The following is a 16,617-nucleotide window of genomic DNA, read 5'->3' as shown; positions in this document are numbered from 1 at the left end:
CCTCCTGACCGGCCACGAGAAAGGCAGCCCTCCCATGTCCGACCTGCCTATCGGCGTCATCGGCCACGGCGCGCGCGGCGGCCTCGCCCGCCACGCCCATCACCCCGGCGAGGGATCCCGCGTCACGGTGGTCGCGGACCCGTCCGAGCGGGCGAAGGAGGACGCCCGCCGGCTCTACGGTGAGGACGTCGTGTGTGTCGATTCAGTGGAGGATCTGCTGGCCAGCGGCCAGGTCGATGCCGCGATGGTGCTGCCCCCCGACGACGCGCATGCGTCGATCGCGCTGCAGACCCTCGGCGCCGGACTCCCGACCTTCTGCGAGAAGCCGATGGCGATCCACCTGGAGGACGCCGACGCGATGCTCGGTATGGCCAAGGAGAAGCGGGCGCGGTTGTACATCGGCCACAACATGCGGCACATGCCGGTGGTGCGGCAGATGAAAGCGCTGATCGACGAGGGCCGTATCTGTCGGGTACGCGCGATTTGGTGCCGTCACTTCGTGGGCGCCGGTGGAGACTTCTACTTCAAGGATTGGCACGCCGAGCGGGAGCGAGCCACCAGTCTGCTGCTGCAGAAGGGCGCCCATGACATCGATGTGATCCACTGGCTCGCCGGCGGTTACACCCGCCGGGTGCAGGGCATCGGCAACCTCGCCGTGTACAGGGACATCACCGACCGGCGCGATAACTCCGACCGCCGCATGTGGGACTGGTACAGCGACGACAACTGGCCACCCACCGCGCAGAAGGAACTGAACCCGGTGATCGACGTCGAGGACATCTCCATGATCTCCATGACCCTCGACAACGGTGTTCTGGCCTCCTACCAGCAGTGCCACTTCACCCCCGACTACTGGCGCAACTACACGGTGATCGGGGACGCCGGTCGTCTGGAGAACATGTCCGACAGCGGCGGCGGCCAGATCCACCTGTGGACCTCGCGCCACGGCGGCCCCGGCCAGCCGGACCAGGTCGAGGTGATCTCCCGCGGCGATGGCGGCCACGGCGGCGCCGACCCGAACCTGGTCGCGGAGTTCGTGCGCTTCGCACGCGACGGCGGTGCCACGGATGTCTCCGCGGTGGCGGCCCGCGAGGCCGTGGCGACCGGCATCCTCGGTGCGGAGTCGATCTGTCGCGGCGGGGAACCGCGCGATGTGCCAGCCCTCCCGCAGGACGTGCGAGAGTACTTCGAGAATGGTCAGGCCTGAGCCTGGATCCGCCGAGCCGGTTTTCGTGGCGTCGTGAAGGCGTTTCGGGCGCGGGCTGAGTAGGCGCTTCGGAGAAGGGCGTGAAAGGTCTGCCGGTCTGCCCGGCTTTCCCACTTCGGGTTCCTTCTCGTCGGGACAGGGGCTGGCGGTCAAGCCGCTCTTGGTCGTGGACTGCTGGCGGCGTCGAATAGCGTTTCCCAGTCGGGTTGCCAGGGCCAGTTGCGTGGAAGGTGGAGCAGCCAGGAACGGGCGCGGTTGGCGATCCTGGCCGGCACGGCGATGAGGTGAGCGCGGATCGTGGCGGTCCTGGCTCGGGCGTGGAACTTCGAGGCGAGCACGCCGGCGGCCCGGGTGAGGTTGAACGCGATCGCCGCGAGCACGGCCCAGGCGCTGTTGGCGGTGAAGACCCCGGAGGGGCAGTGCGCCAGCGGCCCGTTCTTCAGGTCCGCGATGACCTGTTCGATGATGGCGTGGTCGCGGTGGGCGGCCTCTGCCTCGAGCATCGACAGCGGTGAGTCGGTGAAGACCGCGTGGTAGCGGTAGGCGGTGAACAGCCCGTCCTGCTCGCCGGTGGCGGTGGCGGGGTTGAGCCGCTTGACCCGGCGCACGATCAGCCGGGCGGTGACGTGGTCGGCCTTCTTCCGGGAGGTGAAGGCGGTGTAGGGGATCTCGGCGACTTCCGCATCGGAGATCCACCGCTGCTCGGCTTCGTCCCAGATCGACTCCGGGTACTTGATCCCCACCCAGGCCTCCTCCGGGATCTGGGAGATGGCGGCGACCACGCCCGCGTCCATCCTGGCGGTGATGGAGAAGTAGGCCCCGGTCCGGCGCAATGCGGCGATGACGTCGTGCTGGTAGAACGCGGAGTCGGCCCGCCCGGTGATCTGCCCGCCGGCCCCGGCCTTGCGGGCGGTGGCCATGGCCTCGGCGATCATCCGGTGAGCCCCGCGCGGTGACTTCACCGACCCCTTGCGCAGCCGGATGGCGGCGATCACTGGCGCCGCCAGTGGCGTGGACACCGTGGCCACCAGCGCGTTGAGCCCTTTGACCTTGTTGTAGCCATACCCCGCGCCCTGCTTGGCGTACCCGTGGGTCTGCCGGATGGTGTCGTCGATATCCAGGTAGGCCATCCCCTCAGCGCCGCGCACCAGTCCCGGCACCCGCGCGGTCAGCGCGATCAGCAGCCGGGAGTTGATCGCATCCAGCTGGCGCACGTGCCCGAACGTGTAACCGCGAAGGTGGGTGCCCAACGTCGTCGGCGCCCGGCGGGCGGTGAACGCCCGGCCCATCCCGCCGTGGCGCAGCAGGTCCATGTCGCTGATGCTGTCCGCCCCGGCGACCATCCCCGCGACCAGCGCCGGCACCTTCACCGCCGCGTTCGCCCCGGCACTACCAGCCACCGTGACGAACTCCTCGACGAGATCCGACAGGCCGGCGGACTCGGCCAGCAACATCACCGGCACCAACCCCGCGGCCGCGATCAGGTTGTCGTCATCGAACTCGGCAGAGAAATTGTGGGAGACTCGCACTACCGGTGCTCCTGTTGCTCAACGGGTTTGGAACCTTCGCCAGTCCCATTCTCGCTGGTCACAGGAGCATCCGGCTGTTACGACTCACCTCCCGCACTCACCCGGCCGGCGGATCCAGGCTGAGGCCCGGTGGCATTGCTCACGAAGTGAGCAATAGACTCATAGCATGCCGCAGACCGTTCCGTTCTTTCGCTCCGAGCTCCAGGAGCAGGTGCTGCGTGAGTTGCACCGCTCCCAAGTGCCGCTCTCTGCGTCCGACGTCGCGCGCCAGATCGGGATGCCCGTGTCCACGGTCTCACGGGAGGTCCGCTCTCTTGTGGCGTCTGGTGTGCTGACATCACGGCGGTCGGGCCGTCGAACGCTAGTCACCTTGAACGACGCGTCCCCGTTCGTGCCGGGATTGCGGATGATTCTGGGCGCGACTACGACCGGGAGATTTCGTCCGTCGTCGCCCTTGGCATGGAAGGTCGCCGCCCACCGCAAGGAGCTGCGTCGCCTCACGGAGAAGTACGGCCTCCGGCGATTGAGACTTGTCGGATCCGTCGCGCGAAACGAGGACGGCCCCGACTCCGACGTCGACCTCATGGTCGACGTGCCGCGCGGACGGAGCCTGGGCGATCTCGCCGCCTTCGCGGACGAAGCCCGAGACCTGCTCGGGGTCGATGTCGATGTCGTCGACTCCGCCTCGGTCGTGCCGGACGTGGCCCGGACGGTGTCACGCGAGGCGGTCACCCTGTGAGTCCAGCGCAGCGTAGTCCCCGCTGGCACGTCCAGCGCTCCCTCGATCACGTCGCCCGACTACGCGCGCACCTTGACCGAGGCCTCGACCTTGACGACCCGCTGCTCCATGACGCCGTCTCGATGCAGCTCATCGCCGCGATAGACGCACTGATCGCCGCGAACTCGGTGGAAGACGGAGTTGTGGCGGCAGCGTTCGGTGACGCATGGCGGCGCATGGTCGGGATGCGCAACATCTTGGTCCACGAGTACGTCATCGTCGACGTCGATCTCCTGCACAGCGCCGCGACGACGGAGCTCGACTCCCTCGAGGAGCACGCCCGGCGCCTGCTGGACACGCTGGGGTCCCACGAGTAGCCCAAGACCCGCCCGAACCATGCCCCGCACCTCGCGGCGGATGTCAGCGGCACGTGGCAGGTTCGTGGCGTGCCCGACAGACCTGATGTCCCGCTCGACGTCGTCGAACGGCTGAGTGCCCTGCTCGACTTCCCCGAGTGCGTCGAGGAGGACGCCTGGACCGGCGTGCGCTGGCGCGTGCGCGGGAACACGGTGGCGCACGTGTTCGGCGGCGAGGACCAGTGCTTCCGCATCGTCTTCCGGGCCGAGCCGGAGGAGGTGGCGGCGTTCGAGCACCTCGGCGAGCCGTACTTCAGGGCCGGCTGGGGCACCGACGTCGTCGGCATGCTGCTCGACGAACGCACCGACTGGTCGGAGCTCGCCGAGCTGCTCACCGACTCCTACTGCATCCAGGCGCCCGCGCGCCTGGCAGCGTCCGTCGTCCGGCAGTGAACCGCAGCACCCGGTATGACGTCGAGCATGCCTCAGCGTTCCTCACCGTGTACAGGGACGCCGGACCTGTACACAGTTAGTGCCGGGGCGTCGAAGCTGTCAGTGCATCGCAACCAGAGCGCCGACGGTGCATTCATCCCATACAGGCTGGGCGCCTGGATAAGAACCGCTCATGCTTCGCACGATCATGTGAGGCTTCTATCCAGCATTGCCAAGAGGCTTCGGGCAGCACGTCCGGCGGCCGTGACGACATGCGCGTTCGGTCTCGAGCCCGTAGAACGGGTGCCGTCGGGCGTGCGGGCGGGCGATCCGTGGTCGACCCACTCCCACACAAGCGCGCCGAATCATGGGGTTGGAGCCGGCGACGAGGTCGATCTCCTCCGTCTGGCCGCCCGGTCCGTTGCCCATGGCAAGCGCGTACTCGCAGAGGACGAAGGGCAGGGCCGACGGCGGGCGTCGATCGCGGCATCGGGCAGCGGCTCCTCCTCACCGCGGGCGATGAGCGCCATCTCCTCGATCGGGGTACATGCGCGAGTAGACGTCGACGCGCGCGCCGGTCCAATCGCCCTCGTCGTGCACGGTGGCGTCGAGCGCGCGGACCGTTGCGGCATGACCTCGACGTTGCCGCCGGCACCCGACTCGTTGCCGAGCGACCACGTGACGGTGCTCGGGTGATGGCCATCGCGGCGGACAGTGCAGTTGGCCCGGTCGGCGAGGACGGGCGCCCGCGACTCGTCGTCGGTGGGTTGTTGCGCCAGCCGTGCAGTCGAAGCCGTGGGTCGCGAAGTCGTTCTTGTCGATGACGTACAGGCCGTACTCGTCGCACAGGTCCAAGAGGCGCGGGTGCGGCGGGTAGTGGCTCGTGCGGACCGTTGACGTGGTCAACCGCTCAGACATCCGCGAGGTACGCGGGCAGCACCTTGGCGAAAGCGTCGGCCTTTTCGACGAACCACTCGACCAATTCGGGGACCTCGGCGTCGTCCAAGATGTCCCCTGGACGGGTGACCTCGAGTTTCGACGCGTTGTGCTCCGGCATGGGGTCCCACTCGACCGTGAAGCCGAGGTCCGCCTCGATGGCCTCTCGTCGACTATGAAGTGCCTCGAAGAGTTCCATGTCGTTCACGATCCACAACATCGCTCGAAGGGTCTTCGTGTGTGTGATGACCTGCAGGGAGATGTGGCATCGCGAGTCGCCCACGGCCACGTCGTACCAGTAGTGGAGGGGCGGCGTGCGCCAGCCGGCCACGTGCGGTGCCCCAGCGAGCCCGGCCTCTCTGACCTTTCTGAAGAACTCTCGGCGCGCGAGTCTGAGTGGGGTGACCTTCGATCCGCCGGAGCCTGTTCCGTGCGAGCGTGCGCGCCACGCAGCCACGGTCGCCTCATCGACATCGAGTCCAGCCTCAGCCGCAAGTTCTTCGGCACCGATGAACTGCGCGGCATCGGCACGCCCGTCGGCGCCGAAGGTCACTCCCTCGTCTTCCAGAACGTCGCGCGGGTCGTCGGTCCGGCCGGGTTCGGACCACCGGAAGCCCGGAGAGACGGCCCCTCCGCTCTGGAGGACGCGCCAGGCGTTCGCCATGGGGTAGGTGGTGATGATCTGGGCCAGTGCTTGCGCGCCCGTGCTCGCGACCAGCGCGACGTCGCCGTAGGTGGTCCATCGCCCCGCGGGGATCGCCGCGACGATCGCAGCGACCTGTGTCCGGATCGTTGACGGTTCGTCGCCGGGTCCGACGAGCTTCTCGTCCGGGCCCGGCCAGAGCTCGATGATGCGCTCGGCGAGGCGTTCACCGCGTGCCGTGATCTCCGTCGGTCCCCAGGTCGCGGACTTCGCGATCTCGAGGTTCATCGCCACACCGCTCTTCGCGAGCAGTTCACGCTTCTCGTCGAAGTGCTTGTTGCTCAACTCGCTGTTGTAGCCGCTCAGCGTTAGGTTCCCGAGCGTGTGCACGAGGCGTTCGTGTTCCAGGTCGACGTCGGCTCCGGGTGCCAGAGACGAGGCGAGCGTCGCACGCACCGCGGGCGTCATCGTCTGTGGCAGGACGTGCTCGATCGTCAGGTGCCGGGGGTCGAGGCTGACGATCTCCTTGGGTCGGTACGACTCTTCCAGCCACTGCAGGATGAGTTTCTTCTGGGCCGCGCGCCCCTGCCAGTAGAACGCCACACTGGTGGCCGCGTCACGAACCTGCTTGTCGGTGGCGAAGTACTTCCGGCCGCGGGACAGGTAGTCGCGCAGCCCGACATCGACACGCTCCGCAGCGCTCACGTGACCAACAGCGTCGAGCAGCGTCCTGTTCAGGTTGGCGGTCGCCCGGCCGATGACGATGCGCCGGACGAAGTACGACTCCAGGATGGTCAGCGCGGCGGCGACCTCGTCGTCGGTCGCCGTCCCGGCCGCACGACGAGCGAGGATCTGCATCACGACGGGGTACGCCGTCGTCGACCCCCATGCGCGGATCCTGGTCAGCCGGCGTCGCACCTCGGGGTGCGGCTCCCCCTCCGGGTTCAGGATCGTCGCGAGGACGTCACCGAGCTTGGCCACGCGCAGGACCTCGGCCTCGATCTGCTCAGCGGTGGTGAGCTGCTCGAGTCGGCGCTGTTGCCCGATATACGTGTCGGACTGTTTGGCCCGTTCATCCGTCTGGACGAGGTCGAGCCAGAACAGCAGCTCGAGGTTGTCCGCGTCCAGGCGCTTCTCGAGCGGCACCCACACGTTGGCGTACACCGTCGCGGCCCGGTCTCCGAGCCGCATGAAGAGGTAGTTCTTGAGCAGATCGCTCTGCGTCAACCGGAGTCCCGTGTTGTTGAGCGACTCGAAGATGCGGTGCGCGTTGTCGCCGGGCTCCGCCGTGACCACGACGAGCGCGAGCCCTCGAACGACGGCAGCCTCGATCAGTGCGAGATCGTGTGGGTCGTCAGGGTCGTCGGCCGCTGCAATGCGCGACCGGAAGAACCGGTATGCCTCCCCGATGTTGTCCTCGCCGCCCGCCGACGGCGACCGCCCGAGCACCGCGCTGTACGCGTCCCTGTCGGCCTGCGTGGGTTCCACCTTGTGCGGCTTGCCGGCGTCGTACACGTTGATGAGGTACTGAGCATCGATCCCCTGGGCGCGTTCGACGTCGCCGACTTCGTACAGATGGTCTCGCAACGCGGCCAACAAGAGGGTCAACGTCGTCAGGCGCTGCTGACCGTCGACGACGAGATACTTCTGGATGCCGATCGTGCCGGAGTCCGGGCTGCTGGCCAGGACCAGGGACCCGATGAAGTGGGACGCCTTCGGGTCGGTGCGTAGCGTGTCGGCCAACTCCGCAACATCGACCCAAAGCTGGTCAAGCTGCTTCTTTCCCCAGGAGTACACGCGCTGGTAGAGCGGCACCTGGTACTGCTTCTTGCCCTCAAGAACTCCAGATAGTGTCCCGTTCTCGGCCCGGACCACACACGTCTCCTCGCACTGCTCTGATGGGTTGACGTCACAATAACGGGCACGGGGACGGGGCCGACCGTCGGCGTCCCCGCCGCGCGGGTGAAATGCGCGGTCGAGATGCGCCAGCGTCACAAGAGTGCGTGCCCTACGCCTCAACTCGGGGGCAGAATGAGTCGCCCCGGCGTGTCCTATGCGGCGGGGAAGTTCACGCCCTCCCGGTAGCCGTAGCGTCCGTGCAGCGCCGGCGACTTGCCCGTGAACCGGGCGACCCGAGCCGGCACGCAGGTGGGGGTGGAGGAGTAGGCGCGGGAGAAGCGGTTGCCCCGCCGCGCCATCTGATCCAGCCACGGGGTGTCGATGTGCTCGTTGCCATCGGCCCCCAGCGCATCGGCCCGCATCTGGTCGACGCAGACCAGGATGATGTTCGGACGATCGGTCACGGGATCCACCGGGTCGGGCTCGGCGTCAGTCCTGCGGGCCCCACGGGGCGGAGCCGCCCTGCGGGGCGCGTCCCTGCTCCCGGGCCTCCTGCTCCGCCAGACGTGCCTGGTACTCGGCCTCCTGGGCGCGGCGGGCGGCCTCGGCTCGACGCCGTTCCTCAGCCCGCTGACGGGCCCAGTGCGCCTCGTCGTCGTCGGCCTGGGCGTCGGCATCCTGCGCGGCCTGGGCCTGAAGCATGGCGTTGCGGACCTCCTCGCCCATCGACGCCACGGACCCGGGGTTCGACGGCAGGTACAGCACGTTCGAGCGGCCGTTGCGGGCGATGTCCTGCATGGTGTCGAAGTACTGCGTCATCAGCAGCAGCTGCTCGGCGGAGTTCTCGATCCCGACCCGCTTGAGCATCTCGTACTGTTCGGCGATGCCCATCGCGATGGCCTTGCGCTGCGCGGCCACGCCCTCACCCTGCAGACGCTTGGACTCGGCCTCCGCCTCGGCCTGCGTGACGCGCTTGATCTTGTCGGCCTCCGCCAGGGACTGCGCGGCCACGCGGTCGCGCTGGGCGGCGTTGATGGAGTTCATCGAATCGCGCACGCGGGCGTCGGGGGAGATGTCCTGCACCAGGGTGTTGACGATGTTGAACCCGAACTCCTGCATACGCGCCGACAGGGTGTTCTCCACGCTGCGGGCGATGTCATCCTTCGATTCGAAGGCGGCGTCGAGCTCCAGGCCCGACAGGGCCGAGCGCACCGTGTCGAACACGTACGAGCGGATCTGCGCCTCCGGGTTCGACAGCCGGTAGTACGCGTCGACGACCTGGTTCTCCTTGATCACGTACTGCACCGCCACCGGCACCGTCACGAACACGTTGTCCTTCGTCTTAGACTCGATGTTCACTTCGAGCTGCTGGATGCGCAGCGAGATCGGCCGGGTGGTGCCGTCGATGAACGGCATCTTCATGTTCAGGCCCGGCCCCGCGACCCGCAGGAACTTGCCGAAACGCTCGACGATCACCATCTCCTGGGTGTGGACGGTGAACAGCATGCTGGTACGGAGCCCGCCGAACAGCAGGATCGCCAGGACGACAAGGAAGATGAGGCCGACCAGACCTCCGAAACCGGTGATGATGCCTTCCACGGATCCCCCCAGGGTGCAGTGCCATCAGAAGCAGAGACGTTGATCTGCCTCACACGCTAACAGTGGGCCCCGACATGCGGGACCCGACGATGGTCGACATCCCGGGGACGGCCCCGGCGCACGGACCGACGGAGGTCAGTCGGTCGGACGCCCGGCCTCCAGGTCGGTGAGCATCATGTCGATGCGGCGGGCGATGCGGCGCGGGGGAAGCGGGGGCGCATACCGGCGCACCACCTGCCCCTCGGGGCCGATGAGGAACTTCGTGAAGTTCCAGGAGATCCGCCCTCCGATCACCCCCGCCTTCTGCGCTTGTAACCACTGCCACATCGGATCGGCGTCGGGCCCGTTGACGCGGACGCGGGCGAACAGAGGGAAGGTCACCTCGAACAGGGAGCGGCACAGCTCCTCGACCTGCTCGTCCAACGGCAGTTCCTGGCCGAGGAACTGATCGCACGGAAAACCGAGCACGGTGAAACCGCGGGGGCCGAAGGTGCGCTGCAGGTCCTCGAGCTCCTCCAGCTGGGTCGCGAGCCCGCAGCGGGTGGCGGTGTTCACCACCAGCACCACCTGGCCGCGGTAATCGGACAGCGGCCGCCGGTCGCCCTCGATGGTGCGGGCGGTGAAATCGTGCAGGGAGAGCGCCTCCTCGCCGATCACCGTGCCCTGCGAGGACAGGGAGGTGCGGCGCGTCCCCGCGCCGGTGCGTCGGCGGGGTCGCCCAGGGGCGGCGGGTCGATCCAGGGTCAGAGTGCAACGGGAGGCGAGGGCGTGGTCCGTGGCGGACACGACCTCGCGCACAGCGGTTTCGGACATGGGTCACCTCAGGTGAGACCCCCGGTCCGCGGCCGGTCCCCTCGGCGCGGGCTGTGACGGGCGTCTCGCGCCGAGAATGTTACGTGTCGGTCACCCGCGGGTGGAAGGGGGAAATGTCACGGCTCGGTGAAGGTTTCGTGTGCCCCGCGCTCCCAGCTCTCGATCGGGCCGACGACCACCCGGAACAGCGGGTGCGCCAGCAGGCCCTCCCGCCAGCCCGCCACCAGTGCGGCCCGGTCCAGCAGGCGGGGGGTGCAGGCTCCACAGCCTCAGTGCTGCTCCTCGTCGGACCCCTCCAGGAAGGCCTCCACCTCCGCGCGGGTGGGCCCGGTCACGGGCCCGCGACGCGTCACCTTCAGAGCCGCCGCCGCGTTGGCCCGCAACGCCGCCTCCTCCCAGTCGGAACCGCGGATGAGCTCCGCCAGCAGCGCCCCGGTGTGGGTGTCCCCGGCGCCGTTGGTGTCGATCGCCCGCTGCGGGAACCCCGGCACGTGGGTGCCGCGGCCGCTGCAATGCACATGGCAGCCGTCCTCGCCGTCGCGCAGCACCACCACCGCTCCAGGGGCCAGGCGCCGGCGAAGCACCGCCGCGGCATCCCCCAGGTGGTCCCGGCCGGTGAGCTGCCGGGCCTCGGCGGCGTTCGAGGTCCACAGGGTGGTGCGCCGCAGCATCCGCTCGATCACCTCCGGCGGAAGATCCGCGAACGGGGCGCCCGGATCCAGCACCACCTGCACCCCGTCGGGCACGGTGTCGAGGAACGTCAGCAGGGCATCGCGGGTGACGTCCAGCAGGGTGTACCCGGAGACGCACAGCCAGTCCCCGGGCCGGGGCTCCAGCCTCGCGAAGTCCTCGGCGGTGACGGCGCGCTCCGCCCCGAAGGTCACCACGAAGGTGCGCTCTCCGCTGGGTTCCAGCAGCACGTAGCAGGGGCCGGTGTCGACGTCAGGCACCGGATCGGTCACCAGCTCCACCCCGTCACCGGACAGAGCCTCACGGATCAGATCACCGTGCGGGCCCGTGCCGACGGTGCCGCCGTGCACCGCGCGGGCCCCGAACCGCGCGGCCGCCACCAGGATCGTCACAGCGCCCCCGGCGTAGGCAGTGGAGCGCTCGGCGTGCACGTTGCCCCCGCGGGGCGGCATCGCCGGCACCTCGATCACGACATCGACGAGAGCCTGCGCGGTGTGCAGCACCCGCGGCGCGGCGGAGCGGGAGTCAGAGACGGTCACGGGGATCCTCCTGCGGATCGGCGGACGGGCGGATGGGTCTCACAGCGCGGCCGCCACCTCGACGGCGCGACGGATGGCCCGCTCGGCATCCAGTTCCCCGGCATGCTCGGCGCCACCGATCACATGCACGCGGGGACCGTCGCTCAGGGCCGCGAGCTCCTCGGCCGGGCCGGTCACCGACTCCTGACCGATGCACAGCACCACGGTGTCGACCACGAGCTCGTGGCCGGGGCGGGGGCCTCGTCGGTGGCACGCTCGGGCTGCTCCTGCCAGTGCAGCCGGAGGGCGCCGTCCGGCAGATGCTCGATCCGGTCGTACGTCACGCCGCGATGCTCGACCACCCCGGCGTGCCGCAGTTCGGCGCGATGCACCCAGCCGGTGGTGCGGCCGAGCGTCGCACCGATCTTCCCGGGGCGTCGCTGGAACACGTGGACCTCACGACCCCCTGGCACCGTCGCCTCCGACCCGCGACGTGGCCCGCCGTCCGGTCGCACACCGCCGCGGTGTTCGTCGGGGTCGGCCACACCCCAGCGCTCCCGCCACGCCGGCGGGTCCTGCGTCAGCGAGAGGGCCGGGGCGGTGAGGAACTCGCAGACGTCGACGCCGATGCCACCCGCCCCGATCACCGCCACCCGGCGTCCGGCCGTGGCCCGGCCCTCCAGCAGATCGGCGTAGGTGAGCACGCGCTCGCCGTCGGGGGTGAACCCGGGCAGGTCGCTGCGGCGCGGCTCCACCCCGGTCGCGATGATCACGTCATGGAAGGCCTGCAGCTCCCGGGCGGTGGGACGGGTGTCGAGTCGGACCCCGACGCCGTGGGCCAGCAGGCGGGTGCGCCAGGCGCTGATCGCGCGGGCGTAGTCCTCCTTGCCGGGGATGCGAGCCGCCAACCGGAACTGCCCACCCAGGTCCCCGGTGGCCTCGAACAGGGTGACGCTGTGGCCGCGCTGCGCCGCACTCACGGCGGCCTCCAGCCCGGCCGGTCCGGCACCGACCACCGCCACCCGCCGCTGCCTCCGCGGTGGGACCGGGTGCAGCACCAGCCGCTGCTCGCGTTCATGCACGGCCCGCGGGTTCACCACGCATCCGGCACGTTGACCGGCGAAGACACGGTCCAGGCAGGCCTGGTTGCAGGCGATGCAGGGGATGATCCGGGCGGCCTCCCCGCGGGCGAGCCTGTTCGGCAGCTCCGGGTCGGCCAGCAGCGGTCTCGCGAGGGAGACGAGGTCGGCGTCCCCGCGGGCCAGCACCTGCTCGGCGATCTGCGGGTCGTGCAACCGGTTGCTCGCCACCACCGGCACCTCCACGGCCTCCCGTAGCCGCGCGGTCAGGGGCGTGAACACGGCCGGCGGCACGGAGGTGGCGATCGTCGGGATGCGGGCCTCATGCCAGCCGATGCCGGTGGACAGGACGTCCACCCCGGCGGTGGTCAGCTCCCGCGCGAGCGTCACGGTCTCCTCCCACGTCTGACCGTCCGGCACCAGGTCCAGCAGGGAGATGCGGTACGACAGCAGGGCCCGCTCACCGATCGCCTCACGCACCGCCCGGGCGACCTCCAGCGGCAGACGGCGGCGGCCCTCGGCATCCCGGCCGTAGCGGTCGCGGCGCCGGTTCGTGGCGGGCGCGAGGAACTGGTTCAGCAGGTAGCCCTCGCTGCCCATGATCTCCACCCCGTCGTACCCGGCCTCGACGGCGAGGGCGGCGGCGCGGGCATACGCCCGGACGGTGCGGCCGATGCCCCACCGGGTCAGGGCCCGCGCCCGCACCGGCGAGATCGGTGCCTGCGTGCGGGAGGCTGACACCGGCAGCGCATGGCCGGCGTACCGGCCGGCGTGCAGCAGCTGCAGCAGGATCCGCCCGTCGTGCTCGTGGACCGCGCGGGTGACCGCCACGTGGCGGCGGGCCAGACGCTCGGTGAGCACCCCGCCGCGGCGGGTGAGGCGGCCGGCCCGGTCAGGGGAGAGACCACCGGTGACCATCAGACCGACGCCCCCGCGGGCGCGTTCAGCCATGTACGCGACGAGATCCTCGAGGTCGGCGGGGGAGTCCTCCAGACCCACGTGCATCGATCCCATGACGATGCGGTTGCGCACCGTGAAGCGCCCCAGGTCCAGGGGGGAGAGCAGGTGGACGGGGCGCGGGGCCCCGCCGTGGGCCTCGACGGTCATGCCTGGGATTGTGCCAGCACCCGCCGACACGCCGGCCGTCGCACGGCATCGGCCGACGGAATCCGCGGTGCCGGGCGGTCAGGGCTGCCGTCTCCCGCCCGCGTGCAGGGGGAGTTCGTACCCTGGCCTCAGACCCTCGGCCTCATCCCTGGCCCCACGCCGTCGGAAGGATCCTGCGTGGCCACCACCGCCCTGCTGACCGACATGTACGAGTACACGATGCTGTCGGCGATGCTCCACGACGGCACGGCCCGCAACGACGCGGTGTTCGAGGCCTTCGCGCGGCGCCTGCCGGAGGGGCGACGGTTCGGGCTTCTCGGCGGCACCCAGCGTCTGCTGCCGCTGCTGCAGGAGTTCCGATTCGACGAGCCGACGATCGGTTTCCTGCGCGAGTGCGGGGCGATCAGCGACGCCGCCGCCGACTACCTCGCCGATTTCCGGTTCACCGGGGAGGTGCGGGGCCTGCCGGAGGGCAGCGTGTACTGGCCGGGCACCCCGGTGCTGACGGTCGAGGGGGAGCTCGGACAGTGCGTGCTGCTGGAGACGCTGGTGCTGTCGGTGCTGAACCACGACTCCGCGATCGCCTCGGCCGCCGCGCGGATGGTGATCGCCGCTCAGGGCCGGCCGATCATCGAGATGGGAGGCCGCCGGGTGCATGAGGAGGCCGCGGTGGCAGTGGCCCGCGCCGCGTACCTCGCCGGATTCGGGTCGACGTCGAACCTGGAGGCCGGGCGGAGATTCGGCATCCCGGTGGCGGGAACCGCCGCGCACGCGAGCGTGCTGGCGCGCCGCAGCGAACGGGAGGCCTTCGCCGCGCAGGTCGCCACCAGCGGCCCCGGCACCACCATCCTGGTCGACACCTACGACATCGCCGAGGGCATCCGCACCGCGATCGATGTCGCCGGTCCGCAGTTGGCGGGGGTGCGGATCGACTCCGGAGACCTGCTCGTGGAGGCGACGAGGGCCCGGGCCCTGCTCGACGAACTCGGCGCCACGGACACGCAGATCTCCGTCACCAGTGACCTCGACGAGTATCTGATGGAGCATCTGCAGGGTGCCCCGATCGATCGCTACGGGGCGGGCACCCGTGTGGCCACCGGCTCCGGACACCCCACCGCCGGGATGGTCTACAAGCTGGTGGCGGTGTCCGATGAGCCCGGCGGGCCGCGCCGCTCCGTGGCGAAGGCCAGCAGCTCCAAGCGGTCGGTGGGTGGGGAGAAGTCGGTGTTCCGCTTCCCCGACGGCCGCGAGGTGTGGACCACCGACGGCACCGTCCCGACGGGGGCCGAGCCCGTGCAGGTGCCGTTGCTGCGCGGCGGCGACGCCGTGGGGGCGGAGGATCTGGCGACGGTGCGGGAGCGTGTGGCCCGGGAACTGGCGCAGTTGCCCGCCGTGGCGCGGCGGATCAGTGCCGGGACGGCGCTGCGCAACAGTGAGGAATGGGATCCAGCGGAGGAGGCCGAGTGATGACGAGGACCATGCTGATCGTGGTGGACGTGCAGAACGACTTCTGTGAGGGCGGTGCGCTGGGTGTCGACGGTGGCGCCGCGGTGGCGCAGCGTATCGCCGCTCACCTGCGCGACCACGCCGAGGATTACGACATGGTGGTGGTCTCCCAGGACTGGCACGACCCCGACAGCGACAACGGCGGGCACTTCAGTGACGCCCCCGATTTCGTGGACTCCTGGCCGGTGCACTGCTGCGCCGGGAGCGAGGGGGCCGAGCTGCATCCGGCGCTCGCCGCGGCCCTGGAGGAGGTGGGCACGCGGCTGGGGGATCGCCTGGTGCGGGTGCGCAAGGGCTTCGGGGAGCCCGCCTATTCGGTGCTGGAGGGCACCGTGACGGGTGGGCCGTCCGATGGGGCGCCGTTCGGGGAGCTGCTGGCGGATGTCGATGAGGCGGTCGTGGTGGGTCTGGCGTACGACTACTGCGTGCGCGCCACGGCGCTCGGTGTGCGCGGCGAGTCGGAGGAGACCCCGGTCGCTGCCGCTCCGACCGTGCAGATCCCGCGGGACCTCACCGCCCCTGTGCACAGCGACGTGTCGGCCCTCGAGACCGAACTGCGGGGCCACGGCATCGAGATCCGGAGGTGAGCAGGATGCCCGACGCGAACCCCTCCACCACCCCCACCGTGTCCGGGCCGGGCGCGCCCGCGCGGTGCGAGATCCAGGTGTCGGTGGACGTGGCGATCCTGTCGATCCGCGACGGTGCCCTGCGGGTCCTGCTGGTGCAGCGGACCCAGGAGCCGTACGCCGGCCACTGGGCCCTGCCCGGCGGCCTGATGGAGGTCGAGGAGACCCCGGAGGACGCCGCCCGCCGCCAACTCACCGCCAAGACGGGCCTCGACGCGAGCGAGCAGCGATTCCACCTGGAGCAGCTCGCCACATATGCGACACCAGGCCGTGATCCCCGCGCTCGGGTGGTGTCGATCGCGCACCTGGCCTTCGTGCCGAACGTGGACGACGGTATGGGTGATGCCCGCTGGTGGTCGGTGGACGAACTTCTCGAAGACCCCGAGGCGCCGCAGCTCGCCTTCGATCACCGCGAGATCGTGACCGACGCCCGCGAGCGGGTGCGCGCCAAGATCGAGTACACAACCCTGGCGGCGCAGTTCGTCGACGAGCCGTTCACCATCGCGGAGCTGCGTGCGGTCTACGGGGCGGTGTGGGGGATCTGCCCGACCGCGCCGAATTCACCCGCGCCGTGCTGTCGACCGAGGACTTCGTCGAACCGGAACCGGGCAGCGCCACCGGGGCACCCCGTCCGACGCTCTACCGCCGCGGCCCCGCCACGGTGATGCAGCCCGCACTGCTGCGTCCCGGCACCCGCCCCACCCGCGGCCGCTGAGGGCCCAGAGGCGTCGCGTCTGGTCGTCCGACGGGCGACCCGACCACGCGGGTCCCGGGGCCAGGGCGCGGAGACTCCCGAGTGGAGGACACGCGGTGTCCGCAATGGCGCACGGGAACTCCAGATGAGACCGCAAATGCGGACATGGACTGTCCGCCATCCGTGAGCATGTGGGAGCGGACTCTCCTGCGCGGCCGGGCCGTGGTGGCGCACCTGGGGCGGGGACATGCGGGGCGCCCCGTTGGGGGACATGCGGCACACCTCGGATCGGCTCGTGTGTGGCGCCTCAGTACGTTGCCTCGCG

Annotated in this window: 15 protein-coding genes and 2 pseudogenes; 8 read left to right on the top strand and 9 right to left on the bottom strand. The window is 70.1% G+C overall.

The window, feature by feature from the left end; genetic code table 11:
* Nucleotides 1–34 precede the first annotated feature (34 nt).
* On the top strand, nt 35–1,207 hold the full coding sequence (locus tag JSY14_RS06510; RefSeq protein ID WP_259557963.1) for a Gfo/Idh/MocA family protein: 1,173 nt from the start codon (nt 35–37) through the stop codon (nt 1,205–1,207).
* A 149-nt stretch (nt 1,208–1,356) separates the two neighbouring features.
* Here the strand turns inward: JSY14_RS06510 and JSY14_RS06505 are convergent, their stop codons facing one another.
* Nucleotides 1,357–2,736, bottom strand: coding sequence for an IS1380 family transposase (locus JSY14_RS06505; protein ID WP_259557962.1), 1,380 nt, complete (start codon nt 2,734–2,736; stop codon nt 1,357–1,359).
* Nucleotides 2,737–2,902: 166 nt separating this feature from the next.
* On the opposite strand from JSY14_RS06505, the pseudogene JSY14_RS12540 reads away from it, so the two are divergent.
* The 4 genes and pseudogenes from JSY14_RS12540 to JSY14_RS06490 all read left to right on the top strand — a co-directional run.
* Nucleotides 2,903–3,067: pseudogene (locus JSY14_RS12540) on the top strand (helix-turn-helix domain-containing protein); the annotation flags it as partial.
* A 123-nt stretch (nt 3,068–3,190) separates the two neighbouring features.
* Nucleotides 3,191–3,475: a nucleotidyltransferase family protein gene (locus JSY14_RS06500; protein ID WP_259557961.1), complete on the top strand. Its 285-nt coding sequence runs from the start codon at nt 3,191–3,193 to the stop codon at nt 3,473–3,475.
* Complete coding sequence (locus tag JSY14_RS06495) at nt 3,472–3,831, top strand: DUF86 domain-containing protein (protein WP_259557960.1); 360 nt, start codon at nt 3,472–3,474, stop codon at nt 3,829–3,831. The genes JSY14_RS06500 and JSY14_RS06495 overlap by 4 nt, the downstream gene beginning before the upstream one ends.
* A 69-nt stretch (nt 3,832–3,900) precedes the next feature.
* Complete coding sequence (locus JSY14_RS06490; protein WP_259557959.1) at nt 3,901–4,263, top strand: MmcQ/YjbR family DNA-binding protein; 363 nt, start codon at nt 3,901–3,903, stop codon at nt 4,261–4,263.
* Nucleotides 4,264–4,607: 344 nt separating this feature from the next.
* Here JSY14_RS06490 and JSY14_RS12535 read toward each other — a convergent pair.
* The 8 genes and pseudogenes from JSY14_RS12535 to JSY14_RS06460 all read right to left on the bottom strand — a co-directional run bounded on the left by JSY14_RS12535 (nt 4,608) and on the right by JSY14_RS06460 (nt 13,466).
* Nucleotides 4,608–5,160, bottom strand: a pseudogene (locus tag JSY14_RS12535) (glycoside hydrolase family 2 TIM barrel-domain containing protein).
* Nucleotides 5,153–7,636 (bottom strand): DUF4268 domain-containing protein, encoded by a 2,484-nt coding sequence (locus tag JSY14_RS06485; protein ID WP_432803613.1) that lies wholly within the window; start codon nt 7,634–7,636, stop codon nt 5,153–5,155. The pseudogene JSY14_RS12535 and the gene JSY14_RS06485 overlap by 8 nt, the downstream one beginning before the upstream one ends.
* A 236-nt stretch (nt 7,637–7,872) precedes the next feature.
* Nucleotides 7,873–8,124 carry a sulfatase-like hydrolase/transferase gene (locus JSY14_RS06480; RefSeq protein WP_259557957.1) on the bottom strand — a complete coding sequence of 84 codons (252 nt, stop codon included), beginning with the start codon at nt 8,122–8,124 and terminating at the stop codon, nt 7,873–7,875.
* A gap of 25 nt (nt 8,125–8,149) precedes the next feature.
* Complete coding sequence (locus tag JSY14_RS06475; protein ID WP_259557956.1) at nt 8,150–9,259, bottom strand: SPFH domain-containing protein; 1,110 nt, start codon at nt 9,257–9,259, stop codon at nt 8,150–8,152.
* 135 nt (nt 9,260–9,394) lie between these two features.
* Nucleotides 9,395–10,072, bottom strand: a complete 678-nt coding sequence (locus JSY14_RS06470; protein ID WP_349773597.1) for a glutathione peroxidase — start codon at nt 10,070–10,072, stop codon at nt 9,395–9,397.
* Nucleotides 10,073–10,341: 269 nt separating this feature from the next.
* Nucleotides 10,342–11,301, bottom strand: coding sequence for a PfkB family carbohydrate kinase (locus JSY14_RS06465; RefSeq protein WP_285892256.1), 960 nt, complete (start codon nt 11,299–11,301; stop codon nt 10,342–10,344).
* A 39-nt stretch (nt 11,302–11,340) separates the two neighbouring features.
* Nucleotides 11,341–11,478, bottom strand: a complete 138-nt coding sequence (locus JSY14_RS12470) for a hypothetical protein (RefSeq protein ID WP_349773596.1) — start codon at nt 11,476–11,478, stop codon at nt 11,341–11,343.
* Nucleotides 11,475–13,466 carry an oxidoreductase gene (locus tag JSY14_RS06460; protein WP_349773595.1) on the bottom strand — a complete coding sequence of 664 codons (1,992 nt, stop codon included), beginning with the start codon at nt 13,464–13,466 and terminating at the stop codon, nt 11,475–11,477. Before JSY14_RS06460 ends, JSY14_RS12470 begins: the two co-directional genes overlap by 4 nt.
* 177 nt (nt 13,467–13,643) lie before the next feature.
* Here JSY14_RS06460 and JSY14_RS06455 point away from each other — a divergent pair, with 177 nt between their 5' ends.
* Genes JSY14_RS06455 through JSY14_RS06445 form a run of 3 tightly spaced genes read left to right on the top strand, consistent with a single transcriptional unit; the run spans nt 13,644 to nt 16,263 of the window.
* Nucleotides 13,644–14,933 (top strand): nicotinate phosphoribosyltransferase, encoded by a 1,290-nt coding sequence (locus JSY14_RS06455; RefSeq protein WP_259557955.1) that lies wholly within the window; start codon nt 13,644–13,646, stop codon nt 14,931–14,933.
* On the top strand, nt 14,933–15,559 hold the full coding sequence (locus JSY14_RS06450; protein WP_259557954.1) for an isochorismatase family protein: 627 nt from the start codon (nt 14,933–14,935) through the stop codon (nt 15,557–15,559). Before JSY14_RS06455 ends, JSY14_RS06450 begins: the two co-directional genes overlap by 1 nt.
* Before the next feature lie 5 nt (nt 15,560–15,564).
* Nucleotides 15,565–16,263, top strand: a complete 699-nt coding sequence (locus JSY14_RS06445) for an NUDIX hydrolase (protein ID WP_259557953.1) — start codon at nt 15,565–15,567, stop codon at nt 16,261–16,263.
* Nucleotides 16,264–16,617 lie beyond the last annotated feature (354 nt).

This window comes from Brachybacterium sillae (assembly GCF_025028335.1).
GTDB classification, from domain to species: Bacteria; Actinomycetota; Actinomycetes; order Actinomycetales; family Dermabacteraceae; genus Brachybacterium; species Brachybacterium sillae.
The sequence above is the reverse complement of the archived record's forward strand: the minus strand, read 5'-3'. Positions and strand labels throughout refer to the sequence as shown.